Consider the following 12,103-nt stretch of genomic DNA (forward strand, 5'->3'; position numbering starts at 1 on the left):
GCCCCGTTTCCCCCAGAGCAGCCACAGAACGTGTCCGAAACTATGGACCGAAACGCCCGACCTGCGCAAGCCGGAAAGCCCGACCCCGATGCTTGCGAGCCGCGCGAAGGGGTGGCTTGCAAGCTGCTGATGACAGTTGAAACAATCCTCGGTACATCAAGGGGAGAAATGGGGGGGACCGGGCGGATCGTGGCCGTCTCGGCCGGCCTCCGCCATGATCCATCGCCCGTGCGGGCGCCATCGGAGCGGCGAGATGACCAAAGCCTCTGATCTGTTCGTCCAGTGCCTCGAAGAGGAAGGGGTGGAGTATATCTTCGGCGTCCCCGGCGAGGAGAATCTCGACTTTCTCGACAGCCTGTCGCGCTCAGGCCGCATCAAGCTGGTCCTCACCCGGCATGAGCAGGGAGCGGGTTTCATGGCCGCCACCTACGGCCGCCACACCGGCCGCACGGGCGTTTGCCTCGCTACATTGGGCCCCGGCGCGACCAATTTCGTGACCGCCGCGGCCTACGCCCAGCTCGGCGGCATGCCGATGCTGATGATCACCGGCCAGAAGCCGATCAAGAAATCCAAGCAGGGCCGGTTCCAGATTCTCGACGTCGTCGACATGATGGGTCCGATCACCAAATATACGCACCAGCTGGCCTCCGCCGACAATATTCCGAGCCGGGTGCGCGAAGCGATCCGGCTCGCGGAGGAGGAGAAGCCCGGCGCCGTCCATCTCGAGCTCCCCGAGGACATTGCCGACGAGACGACCGAATCGCGCCCGCTGAAGCGAAGCCTGGTGCGGCGGCCGCTGGCGGACGAGAAATCGGTGCGCGCCGCGGTCACCAAGATCGAGCAGGCGCGTTCGCCGGTCCTGGTGCTCGGCGCCGGCGCCAATCGCAAGATGACGAGCCGGATGCTGCTCCAGTTCATCGAGAAGACCGGCATCCCCTTCATCACGACCCAGCTCGGCAAGGGCGTCATCGACGAGATGCATCCCAAGTTCCTCGGCTGCGCGGCGCTGTCCGCCGGCGACTTCGTCCACAAGGCGATCGAGGCGGCCGACCTCATCATCAATGTCGGCCATGACGTGATCGAGAAGCCGCCTTTCTTCATGATGCAGGGCGGAACCGAGGTGATCCATGTCAGCACGAAGACGGCCGAAGTCGACCCCGTTTATTTCCCCCAGGTCGAGGTGATCGGCGACATCGCCAACGCAATGTGGCAGATCAAGGAGGACATCGTCCCGTCCGGCACCTGGACGTTCGACCGCATGCTGCGCGCGCGGGAGGCGGAGCTCGAGCATAGCGCGAGCTTGTGCGACGACATGCGCTTCCCGATCTTCCCGCCCTGCCTGGTCAAGCGCGTGCGCGAGGCGATGCCGGCCGACGGCATCATCTGCCTGGACAATGGCGTCTACAAGATCTGGTTCGCGCGCAACTATCCGGCGCGCCAGTCGAACACGGTGCTGCTCGACAATGCGCTGGCGACGATGGGCGCCGGCCTGCCGTCGGCGATGGCCTCGGCGATGATCTATCCCGACCGCAAGGTCATGGCGATCTGCGGCGACGGCGGCTTCATGATGAACAGCCAGGAGATGGAGACCGCGGTTCGGCTCGGGCTCAACCTCACCGTGCTGATCCTGCGCGACGACGCCTATGGCATGATCCGCTGGAAGCAGGCCAATATGGGCTTCACCGACTTCGGCCTCACCTACGGCAATCCCGACTTCGTCAAATATGCCGAGGCCTATGGCGCCAGCGGCTACCGCGTCGACAGCGCCGAAGGGCTGCCCGGCCTGCTCGAGCGCTGCCTCGACACGCCGGGCGTCCACCTGATCGATTGCCCGGTCGATTATTCGGAGAATGACCGGATCCTCAACAAGGACATCAAGGAGCTGAGCGCCGCACTGCAGGCCGGCCGACCTGCGGGCCTCACCTTCGAGACCGCCGAAGCGGCCGCACCGGTCTCGGTCGGTCCAACGCCGGCCTGACCCACGGAAGGCCGTTCGCGACGAGCCTGTGCTTCGATGCGCGGCTTCGACGGGCTAAGCCGCTACTCGGGATGAGCGGAGGAAGGGTTTTCCATCCCCGCTCATGCTGAGTAGGCATTGAGCGAAGTCGAAACGCCGTACCGAAGCACGGGCCCGGGCGAACGGAGTTAAGGACACTCAACGATGGTGAAGCTCAAGGACGTCTATCCGCTCTACCTCGCCAACGAGGCGAAGCAGCCCAACGCGGATCTCGAGGTCACCGACAAATATTCGGGCGAGGTCGCGTTTCGGGTGGCGCAAGCCGACGCCGCCACCATCGACGCGGGAATCGCCGCCGCCGCCGCGGCCGCCGAGCCAATGGCGCGAATGGCGAGCTACGAGCGCCAGAACGTTCTCCAGCATTGCGTCGACCGCTTCAAGGAACGGTATGACGAACTCGCATATGCCCTGTGCGTGGAGGCGGGAAAGCCGATCAAGGACAGCGAGGGCGAGGTCACCCGGCTGATCGACACGTTCCGGATCGCGGCCGAGGAATCGGTGAGAATGACGGGCGAGGTTCAGCCGCTCGACATCTCGCCGCGCGCCAAGGGCTATCAGGGCATCTGGAAACGGGTGCCGATCGGCCCCTGCAGCTTCATCTCGCCCTTCAACTTTCCCCTGAACCTCGCCGCCCACAAGATCGCGCCCGCGCTCGCGGTCGGCTGCCCGTTCGTCGTCAAGCCGGCGAGCCGGACGCCGCTGGGCACGATCATCATCGGCGAGATCCTCGCCGAGACCGACCTGCCCAAGGGCGCTTTCTCCATCCTGCCGGCCCATCGCGAGGGCGCGGACCTGTTCACCACCGACGAGCGGCTGAAACTGCTCTCCTTCACCGGCTCTCCGGCGGTCGGCTGGGACCTGAAGGCGCGCGCCGGCAAGAAGAAGGTCGTCCTGGAGCTGGGCGGCAATGCCGCCGTGATCGTCGACCGCGACGCCGATCTCGACGATGCGGTCGAGCGGATCATCTTCGGCGCCTTCTACCAGTCGGGCCAGAGCTGCATCGGCGTCCAGCGCATCGTCATCCATGCCGACATCTACAACGAGTTCAGGGACCGGCTCTGCGCCAAGGCGAGCAAGCTGGTCGCCGGCGACCCCAAGGACCGCGACACCTTCATCGGGCCGATGATCAGCGAAGGCGAGGCGCGCCGCCTCGACGAATGGGTCCAGGAAGCGCTCGGCGCCGGCGCCCGGCTGCTGTGCGGCGGCAAGAGGGAAGGGGCGATGCTCGAGGCGACCCTGCTCGAAGGAGTCGACCGGAACTGCCGGGTCTATCGCGAGGAAGCTTTCGGCCCGGTCGCGCTCCTGTCGCGGTTCACCGATTTCGATGCCGCGCTCGACGAGGTCAACGATTCCAAGTTCGGCCTTCAGGCCGGGATCTTCACCCGCGACCTGTTCAAGACGCTCGACGCCTGGGACCGGCTCGACGTCGGCGGAGTCGTCGTCAACGACGTGCCCAGCTATCGCGTCGACAACATGCCATATGGCGGCGTCAAGGAATCCGGGCTCGGTCGCGAGGGCGTTCGCTTCGCGATGGAGGACATGACCGAGATCCGCAATCTCGTCATTCGCCGCGGCGCCGGTGCGGCGCTCAGGCAGATGGGGGAATAAGGGCGGAGCCGTCTGCAGCGCCGCGGCGCTCGCGGGAAGTTCGAAGGCAAGCGCCCTGACGGCTTGCTCAGGTCTCGCCCCGGCTGCCGAGCGCCGGCGATCCCAAGCCCTCCAGCATCAGGTCCACGGCCATGTCTGCCAGGCTGTCGGTGGCGACGCGCCCCTCCGGCCGGAACCAGGTGTGGGTCCAGTTGATCATGCCGAAGAAGAGCATGGTGAGCGGCAGCGACAGGGGCCCGGTCTCCGGTCGGACCTCCGCGACCAGCGCCTCGACCGTCGCGATGATCCGGCGCTGCTTGTCGATCACTTCCGCGCGCGGGCCGGGGGGGAGATTGTCGAGCTCGTTCAACAGCACCTTCTGGCTGTCCTGCGCGCCGACATAGAGGCGCATGAAGGCCAGGGTCAGCGTCCGCAGCCGCGTCTCGGCGCTTCCGCTTCGAGTCGCCTCGCCGGCGGCTGCGACGAGCGCGTCGAGATGCGAGGTCATGACCTGGTGGAGGATGTCCTCCTTGGAGGGGAAATAATGGTAGATGAGCGACTTGGACGCTTTGCACGCCTTTGCCAGATCGGCGATCGAAGCGCCGCGAAATCCGCGCCGCGCGTAGAGGCGGGCGGCGGCAGCGAGGATCGCGTCGCGGCGCAGGTCGTAATCGGGCGATTGCGGACGGGCCATGACCCATCGTCACGTCCGCGGCGTCAGGAGTCCAGCCCTTGCGGCGGCTCGGGCGCCGCTAGCGGGTAGCGGCGGTGCCGGCCTCCCGGGTTCGATCGAACGAGATCACGGCGCGCGTCACGTCCTGCATCAGCTCCATGCGCCGCGGGATCGGCACGCTCGTCCGCCCGATCATCACCGCCACCGCATAATGACGGCCTTCGGGCGAGGTCAGGATGCCGATGTCATTGTAGCCGGTCTGGGTGGAGCCGAGCACCTGGCCGGTTCCGGTCTTGTGGGCAATCCGCCAACCCGGCGCCAGGCCGCCGGTCAGGCGCTGACGCCCGGTGCGGGTCTGCGACATGATCGACAGCATGCGCTCGGTCGATGCCCGGGAGAGCAGCTCCCCGCGCTGCAGGCGGGCGAGCCCCTCCACCAGGCCTTCCGGCGTGGCTCCGTCGATCGGATCCTCGACATAGCTTTCGAAGGCGGTGCGTCGCCGTTCGAGGGGAACGTTGCTCCGTGCCTGGTAGAAGGCGCGGCCGACGGAATAGCTGGGCTGCCACTGGAGGCCGGCGATCTGGCTCTGCATCAGCCGCTCGCCGGGCCCGAACCGGACGCCCTGAATGCCCTTGCGCGCCAGCATCGCGCGGACCGCCTCGGGGCCGCCGGCGCGGCGAAGCACGGCGTCATTGGCCGTATTGTCGCTCTGCGTCAGCGCACGGAAGAGGAGGTCGCCCAGCGTCGTCGTATAGCCGTTGGATCCGATCTGGCTCGCGATCGGCTGGTGGAAGAGAGTCAGGTCCTCGCGGCGCAGGGTGACCCGTTGCGAGAGGTCGAGCTCGCCGGCATCGACCCGCTGGAACGCGGTAAGCGCGACCCAGAACTTGCTGACGCTCTGCTGGGGGAAATGGCGGGTGCCGTTCCAGCTCGTCGTCCAGCCGCTCTCCACGTCGCGCACCGCGATTCCCACGTCGCCGTCAAAGCCTTGCGCGAGCTGGCGAATTCGGGTGTCGAGGATCCGCTGGCCGATCTCGAGCGCGGTCGGCGCCGCCGGTTGCCGGCGCTGGACCTGAACGAGATGCGCGGAGCGGGCGGGCCGCACCTTGGGCGCGTCGGCCTGCGTCCGAGCCTGACCGGTGCCCACCGCCTGCGCGCTCTGAGCCTGGGGGATGCACCCGCTCAGCGCGAGCGCCGGAAGGAGGACGAGGATATGCGCCGCCCTCCGAAATATTTCCCCACTGGCCACTCCACGCTCTCCTAACACCTTCTACCCCAAGATTTTTCATCTTAGCCAAGACGTGGTTTATGTCAGCTTAATCCCCTTGTCGCGCCGACAGGCCGTGCCGTGCGCGCGATGGACCGAATCCTGTTCAGGCGCGAGTCACGTTGATATAACGTATCATGTTGGCTAACAGCCGGCTACGCCGCCCCGACCGTCCACCCGGAGAATATGATGAAGTTTGCGTTCCTGCTCGCCTCGACCGCTCTTGCCGCCGCGCCCGCTGCGGCCCAGCAGACCCCTGCGAATTCGGAGACGAGCCCTGATCGGCAAGAGGCGCAGGACCATGTCCATGCGGATCTGGGCCAGCAGATCATCATCACCGCCCCGGGCGTCCGCAATCTCAATATTCTCGCCGGGACGGCGACACTGAGCGGCAGCGACCTGGTTCGCGACATGCGCCCGCAGCTCGGCGAGACGCTGGCGCGGTTGCCCGGCGTGTCGGCCACGTCGTTCGGCCCCGGCGCCTCGCGGCCGGTTCTTCGCGGCTTCCAGGGCGAGCGGGTGCGGGTGATGGTCGACGGCATCGGCTCGATCGACGTGTCCAACACTTCGGCCGACCATGCGGTGACGATCGATCCGATCACGGCCGAGCGGATCGAGGTGCTTCACGGCCCCGCAGTGCTGCTGTTCGGCAGCCAGGCGATCGGCGGCGCCGTCAACGTCTTCGACCGCCGCATTCCCCGCAGCGTGCCCGACGACCCCGCCCATGTCGACGCGATCGCCGCTTATGCGTCCGCAGCCGAGGAGGTCAGCGTCGCGGGCGGCGTCGACGTGCCCCTCGGCGACGGCTTCGTCTTCCATGTCGACGGAAGCTGGCGCGACACCGACGACCTGCGCGTCGGCGGCTTCGTCCTTTCACCCGAGCTTCGGGCCGAACAGCTCGAGATCGCCGAGGAAGAGGAAGCGGAAGGCCATGCCGAGGAGGCAGCGGAGGCGCGCGAGCTGGCCGGCCTGCGCGGGCGGCTGCCCAACAGCGCGACGGAGACCTGGACGGCGGGCCTCGGGCTGGCGCTGATCCGCGATCGCGGGAATATCGGTGTTTCGTTCGGCATCTATGACAGCCGCTACGGCGTGCCGGCCCGTCCCGGCGCCCACCATGCCCATGAGGAAGGGGAGGAAGGCGAGGAAGAGGAGGAAGGCGGTCACGAGCATGGAGACGTGCCGGTATCGCTGGACATGCGCCAGTATCGCGGCGACCTGCGCGCCGAGGTCGAGACGGGCGGCGGCTTCCTCGACCGGATCAGGGTCCGCCTTGCCGCGGCGGATTATGAGCATACCGAATTCGAGGGTGACGAGGTGGGCACGATCTTCCGCACCCAGGGCATGGAAGGCCGGATCGAGGCGGTCCAGGCCGAGCGCGGCGGCTGGCGCGGCGTGATCGGCGGCCAGTTCTTCGTCCGCGACTTCGAGGCGATCGGTGCCGAGGCCTTCGTGCCGCCCAACGACACCAGCCAGATCGGCCTGTTCGCGCTGCAGGAGGTCGAGTTCGGTCCGCTCGAGCTCGAAGGGGCCGTGCGCTACGAGCATAGCAGCGTCTCGGCTCCCGACCTGGGCCTCAGCCGCACCTTCAATGCCTTCTCGCTCGCCGGCGGCGCTTCCTACGAGGTCGCGCCGCGGATCCGGGTCGGTGCGAACGTCTCCCGCGCCGAGCGGGCGCCCTCGGCCGAAGAGCTGTTCTCGAACGGACCGCACGTCGCCACCCAGGCCTTCGAGGTAGGCGACCCGACGCTGGACAAGGAGCGCAGCCTTGGCGGCGAGCTCTATGCGCGGGCGAACGTCTCGGGCTTCCAGCTTAGCGCGACGGTCTACGCCAACCGCTTCGACGACTATATCTTCCAGGCGGCGACGGGCGAGGAAGAGGACGAGCTTCCGGTCTTCCAATATTTCCAGAGCGATGCCACCTATTGGGGCGTCGAGCTCGGGGCGTCGGCGCCGCTCGGCTATGTCGGCAAGTGGCGGATCAAGGCCGACACCGTCGCCGATTATGTTCGTGCGACGATCAGCGACGGCGGCGGCCCGGTTCCGCGCATCCCGCCGCTTCGGCTGCTCGGCGGACTCGAGGCGGAATCTGACCAGTTCGACGGCCGGGTCGAGGTGGAGCACATCTTCGAGCAGGACCGGATCGCCGCCTTCGAGACGCCGACCGAGGGGTTCACCCTGGTGAACGCTTCGGTGACGTGGCGGCCCTGGGGCAATCGCAATCCGACGAGCCTCATCTTCGCGGCCAACAATATCTTCGACGTCGAGGCCCGCCGCCACGCCTCGTTCACCAAGGACTTCGTACCCCTTGCCGGCCGCGATTTCAGGGTGAGCGCGCGGGTGAGCTTCTAGGGCTCCAGGTCCCGAGGGTCTCGACCGCGGCGACAATCTGCGACAACATTCATGAGTCCGGACAAAGTTGCGGGACATCGCTTTCGCATATCGGCGTCATCGACGATCTTCAGAGGGATGTCTCAGATGAACAAGTATATGATCCTGGGCGGCGCGGCGCTGATTGCCGTCACCGGCGCGGCGGTCGCGCAGAATGCGGCCCAGCCGCGGATCGACCGCAATGCCGACGTCACCCGCCAGCAGGTGATCGAGCGGGCCGACCAGCGCTTCGCGCGCCTGGACGTGAACAATGACGGCCGTGCCACTCCGGAGGAGGCCCGCCAGGCCCATGAGCAGCGGCGCGGCGAGCGCGCCGACCGGATGTTCGAGCGTCTCGATGCCAATAGCGACGGCAGCATCAGCCGGGCCGAGTTCGACCAGTCCCGCGCCCAGCGCGCCGAGCGCCGGGCGGAGCGGGGCGAGCGGCGCGGCATGCGCCACGGCCGACGCGGCATGGGCGAGGGTCGGGGCGAACGCCTGTTCGGCGAGCAGGGCTTCGTCACCCGCGACCAGATGCGCGAGCGCGCGCTGGCCCGGTTCGACCGCCTCGACGCCAATCGCGACGGGACTTTGACGGCCGAGGAGCGCCGCCAGGGACGCCAACAGCGGATGCAGGAGCGTCGCGGCCAGACCAGCTAAAGGTCCGGCGCGAGCCATAACGGGAAAGGGCAGCCTTGGGGTCGCTCTTTTTCTTGTCCGCGACCATCTCGACCGGGCGCCGCCAGGCGGCCTTGGTCCGGTCGTCTCGGGCCGATTGCGCCATTACTTCGCTTCGGCCGCGCCTCGGTATTTTCCCCGGCTGCGACAGGTATTGATTTCGTTTAAGTCATGGCCGGCGAATTCATGGCACAAGGGCGGCCGGGCCTGCCGGGCGAGGGGAACAGTGGTCTATTATCGGCTCTATGTGCTGAGCGGCCCGGAAGGCCGCTTCGTCGGCTTCGAGGAGATCGACGCGCCCGACGACGTGGAAGCCGTGCGGGTCGCCGAAGGCCATTGCGGTCCACAGCCGCTCGAGCTCTGGTGCGGCAAGCGCAAGGTCAAGGCTTTCGCCGCTAAGGAAGAAACCCCGGAATAAGTAGCCGCAGCGCCGTTCCGTTCGACGACCGCTGGTGCGCAAGGTGTCGGGCCGAGGCCGGAGCGACGGGCGGGCCCTTCAGGACGGCGGGTCGCCGATTCCGTCCTTCGGAAGCCGCAGTCGGGCGAGCAGCCCGCCTTCGGAGCGATTTTCGAGTTCCAGCGTGCCGCCATGCGCCTGCGCGGCGGCGCGGGCGAGGGTGAGGCCCAGGCCGGATCCTCCGGTTTCGCGGCTTCGCGAGGGTTCCACGCGGTAGAAGGCCTCCTGGACCCGGCTCAGCTCGGAAGGATCGATGCCGGGGCCGCGGTCGCTGATCTCGATCGCGATACTCTCGTCCGTGCCGGGCTCCGGTCCGGCGCCGAGGACCGCGACGCGGGCCGAGCCGCCATATTTGACGGCATTCTCGATCAGGTTGCGGATCGCGCGGCGCAGCAGGTTGGGCTGGACCCGGCCGGTCACCCGTCCGCCGGGTTCCATCTCGACGTCATGGCCGAGCGCGCGGAACTCCTCGACGACGGCATCGGCGAGCGCCGAAAGATCGACGATGCGCGGCGGCTCGACGGCGCGGCCGGATCGGGCCAGCGCCAGCGTATCGTCGAGCATCGCGGTCATTTCCTCGATGGTCGCGATCATTCGCAGCCTCTCCTCCTCGGGCTCGACGCTCTCCGCGCGGATCCTGAGCGAGGCCAGGGGCGTGCGAAGGTCGTGGCCGATCGCCCCGAGCATTCGATCCTTCTCGTCGAGCATCGCGCTCACCCGCTCGCCCATGGCGTTGAAGGCGCGGATGGCCCGGGCGAGGTCGGCGGGCCCCCGGGGCTCGACGTGGAGAGCCTCGCCCCGGCCCTGGAACCGCTCGGCAGCGGCAGTGAGGTCGCGCAGCGGCCGGGCCAGGCGGGCGGCGACCCAGACCATGGCCGCCAGGATGATCAGATAGGTCAGCAGGGTGGCGGCCAGCGGGCGGGCGGCAAGCCAGGGATCGGGCCGCGACGTGATCATCCGCGCGTTGATCCAAGCGCCGTCCGGAAGCTGCACGGAGAGGATGAGGATCCTCAGCCGGTCCATCCGCCGCTCGATCCGCTGGCCCTGATCGGGCGACACCCGCATGCGCACGTGGCGGGGCAGCCTGACGTCGTCGTCCGTCGTGGCGCGGACTTCGCGGACGGCGAGCCCCGCCTGGGCGGCACTTTCGCGCAGCCGGTCGACGAGATGGCGGTCGCTTGCGCCCGCGGCGACCGCGCTCGAGTCGTCGGCCCAGAGACGGCTGCGGCGGCCAAGGCGCGGAAGGAGTATCTCGCGCTCCGAAGCGTTGAGCGGCGCGGCGCGTTGCGCATAGGTAACGAAGCGGCTGATCGCCGGCCCCTCCCGTTGCGCCCGGCTGACCCTCTGGCGTTCGGAAAGGATCAGGGTGAAGTTGATCGCCTGCGCCATCAGCATCGCTGCGGCCATCACCAGCGCGATCTGGCCGATCAGGCTCTTCGGAAGGAACCGCTTCAAATCTTCCTGACCTCGGCCGCGAGCATGTAGCCGCCGCCCCAGACCGTCTTGATCAGCTTGGGATCGGACGGATTCTCCTCGACCTTCTTGCGCAGCCGGCTGATATGATTGTCGATGCTGCGTTCGAACGCCGCGAGCTCGCGGCCCTGGGTGAGGTCGAGCAGCTGGTCGCGGCTGAGCACCCGCCGCGGACGCGTCACCAGCGCGTGCAGCAGATTATATTCCCCGGTCGACAGCGGGATGGCGACGCCTTCCTGGTCCACCAGCTCGCGCTCGCCCGACTTCAGCACCCAAGGGCCGAAGGCGTAATTGTCCGTGTCGGGCGCGCGCACCCGGTTGACCGACTCGCCGGCGCGGCGGAGGACCGCCTTGATCCGGGCAAGCAGCTCGCGCGGCGAGAAGGGCTTGGTGACATAATCGTCGGCGCCGATCTCGAGCCCGACGATCCGGTCGGTCTCCTCGGCCTTGGCGGTGAGCAGGATCACGGGGATGTTGCTTGTCGCGCGGATATAGCCGGTGAGCTGGAGCCCGTCCTCGCCGGGCATCATGATGTCGACCAGCACCAGGTCGATGGCGAAGGCGGACAGGGTCTGCCGCGCCGCCGCCGAATTCTCGGCCTTGGACACGCGCAGGCCGTTGCGGGAAAGGTAGGCGGCGAGCGGCTCGCGTATGTCGCGTTCGTCGTCGACCAGCAGGATGTGCGGTTCCTCGGCCATCTACGGTCTCCCTTAAGGCCGCCCCGCCCATCGACGCCAGCATAAGTGTGTCGCAACTTTGTCGTGAATTGTGTCCGCTGTCGCCGCCGACGGATGATCGGGCGCGGCCGCACCCGCCCTCGGCCTCGCCGCTCGTCGGCAGGGAGGGCCGGCCCGCGTGCGCGGAAGCGCGACCCGGCTCGTCCCATTTATCGCACAAGCGCGAGTGACGCGCGCGCGAATTCGCCTAAAGTGCGGGGGAGGGGGGAGCGCCTATGCTGAACGACGGCAGGATCATGCTCAAGACGCTCGTCGTACTGAGCTTCTATCTGGCCGCGGCCGACCTGATCGGCGTCGTCGCCTGCTTCCTGTTCGACGTCGCGCCGCTGCGCTTCGACAGCGGCGCCTCGCCTTATGCGATCTGGTCCGTGCTTGGGATCTTCACCGGATTCATCGTCTTCGGCGCCGCGGGTCATTGGGCGTCGCGGGCGGGAAAGGGCGAGTGGAGCGGCCGACTCGGCGCGGCGCGGACCGGCAATCTCGTCCTCGCCACCGGCCTTGCCGGCATGGCCGGCCTCGGCCTGCTCTTCGACCGCCTGTGGTGGAGTAGGGGCGTCGACGGCGAATATTTCGTTCCGGACAGCGCACCGCACACCATCACCTTCTTCGGCTCGACCGCTCTGGCCATGCTGATCGGCCGGCACGTCGCCGTCGACGAGCGGACCTGGTAGCGGGCGCGATGGACGGACTAGAGGCTTAGTACCGGTTCGTTCCTCCCGAGTGCGGCGACGATGCGCAACCCTGCCTTTTTCGGTCCTTCACGGGCTTCGTGGGCGGCCAAAAGGTACGAAGTTGACGAAATTGACACCTGCCACGCGCGCACGCCCTGGCGCGCGCAGGCGCGAGC

10 protein-coding genes are annotated in these 12,103 nt (G+C 67.8%); 6 read left to right on the forward strand and 4 right to left on the reverse strand.

From position 1 onward, the window contains the following. The first annotated feature begins 253 nt into the window (after positions 1-253). Both EKM57_RS05070 and EKM57_RS05075 read left to right on the forward strand, forming a co-directional pair. The gene (locus tag EKM57_RS05070; protein WP_129791381.1) at positions 254-1,978 is read left to right on the forward strand and encodes an acetolactate synthase large subunit; all 1,725 of its coding nucleotides are present in this window, start codon (positions 254-256) and stop codon (positions 1,976-1,978) included. A gap of 183 nt (positions 1,979-2,161) precedes the next feature. Further along, positions 2,162-3,625 (forward strand): aldehyde dehydrogenase family protein, encoded by a 1,464-nt coding sequence (locus EKM57_RS05075; protein ID WP_129791382.1) that lies wholly within the window; start codon positions 2,162-2,164, stop codon positions 3,623-3,625. Positions 3,626-3,692: 67 nt separating this feature from the next. Here EKM57_RS05075 and EKM57_RS05080 read toward each other — a convergent pair whose 3' ends face one another. Next, a complete protein-coding gene (locus EKM57_RS05080) occupies positions 3,693-4,298 on the reverse strand; it encodes a TetR/AcrR family transcriptional regulator (RefSeq protein ID WP_129791383.1) in 606 nt (201 codons plus the stop codon). 58 nt (positions 4,299-4,356) lie between these two features. After that, positions 4,357-5,526, reverse strand: a complete 1,170-nt coding sequence (gene bla / locus EKM57_RS05085; RefSeq protein WP_243450893.1) for a class A beta-lactamase — start codon at positions 5,524-5,526, stop codon at positions 4,357-4,359. A 207-nt stretch (positions 5,527-5,733) separates the two neighbouring features. Between bla and EKM57_RS05090 the strand changes: the two genes are divergently transcribed. The 3 genes from EKM57_RS05090 (at position 5,734) to EKM57_RS05100 (ending at position 9,007) form a co-directional block, all read left to right on the forward strand. Beyond that, entirely contained in the window at positions 5,734-7,893 is a 2,160-nt protein-coding gene (locus EKM57_RS05090; protein WP_129791463.1) for a TonB-dependent receptor, read from the forward strand. A gap of 126 nt (positions 7,894-8,019) precedes the next feature. Continuing rightward, positions 8,020-8,571, forward strand: coding sequence for an EF-hand domain-containing protein (locus EKM57_RS05095; protein WP_165357185.1), 552 nt, complete (start codon positions 8,020-8,022; stop codon positions 8,569-8,571). Positions 8,572-8,815: 244 nt separating this feature from the next. Continuing rightward, on the forward strand, positions 8,816-9,007 hold the full coding sequence (locus tag EKM57_RS05100) for a hypothetical protein (protein WP_129791385.1): 192 nt from the start codon (positions 8,816-8,818) through the stop codon (positions 9,005-9,007). Between the two features lie 78 nt (positions 9,008-9,085). Here the strand turns inward: EKM57_RS05100 and EKM57_RS05105 are convergent, their stop codons facing one another. After that, positions 9,086-10,501: a cell wall metabolism sensor histidine kinase WalK gene (locus EKM57_RS05105; protein ID WP_129791386.1), complete on the reverse strand. Its 1,416-nt coding sequence runs from the start codon at positions 10,499-10,501 to the stop codon at positions 9,086-9,088. Continuing rightward, complete coding sequence (locus EKM57_RS05110) at positions 10,498-11,217, reverse strand: response regulator (RefSeq protein WP_129791387.1); 720 nt, start codon at positions 11,215-11,217, stop codon at positions 10,498-10,500. The genes EKM57_RS05105 and EKM57_RS05110 overlap by 4 nt, the downstream gene beginning before the upstream one ends. Positions 11,218-11,471: 254 nt before the next feature. On the opposite strand from EKM57_RS05110, the gene EKM57_RS05115 reads away from it, so the two are divergent. Then, complete coding sequence (locus EKM57_RS05115; RefSeq protein WP_129791388.1) at positions 11,472-11,927, forward strand: hypothetical protein; 456 nt, start codon at positions 11,472-11,474, stop codon at positions 11,925-11,927. Positions 11,928-12,103: the final 176 nt, after the last annotated feature.

Origin of the sequence: Sphingosinicella sp. CPCC 101087 (assembly GCF_004151485.1) — a bacterium.
GTDB lineage: Bacteria > Pseudomonadota > Alphaproteobacteria > Sphingomonadales > Sphingomonadaceae > Allosphingosinicella.

Coding starts and splice junctions, on each gene's coding strand:
- EKM57_RS05070 (WP_129791381.1), top strand. CDS start 254: ATGACCAAAGCCTCTGATCTGTTCGTCCAGTGCCTCGAAGAGGAAGGG.
- EKM57_RS05075 (WP_129791382.1), top strand. CDS start 2,162: ATGGTGAAGCTCAAGGACGTCTATCCGCTCTACCTCGCCAACGAGGCG.
- EKM57_RS05080 (WP_129791383.1), bottom strand. CDS start 4,298: ATGGCCCGTCCGCAATCGCCCGATTACGACCTGCGCCGCGACGCGATC.
- EKM57_RS05090 (WP_129791463.1), top strand. CDS start 5,734: ATGAAGTTTGCGTTCCTGCTCGCCTCGACCGCTCTTGCCGCCGCGCCC.
- EKM57_RS05095 (WP_165357185.1), top strand. CDS start 8,020: ATGAACAAGTATATGATCCTGGGCGGCGCGGCGCTGATTGCCGTCACC.
- EKM57_RS05110 (WP_129791387.1), bottom strand. CDS start 11,217: ATGGCCGAGGAACCGCACATCCTGCTGGTCGACGACGAACGCGACATA.
- EKM57_RS05115 (WP_129791388.1), top strand. CDS start 11,472: ATGCTGAACGACGGCAGGATCATGCTCAAGACGCTCGTCGTACTGAGC.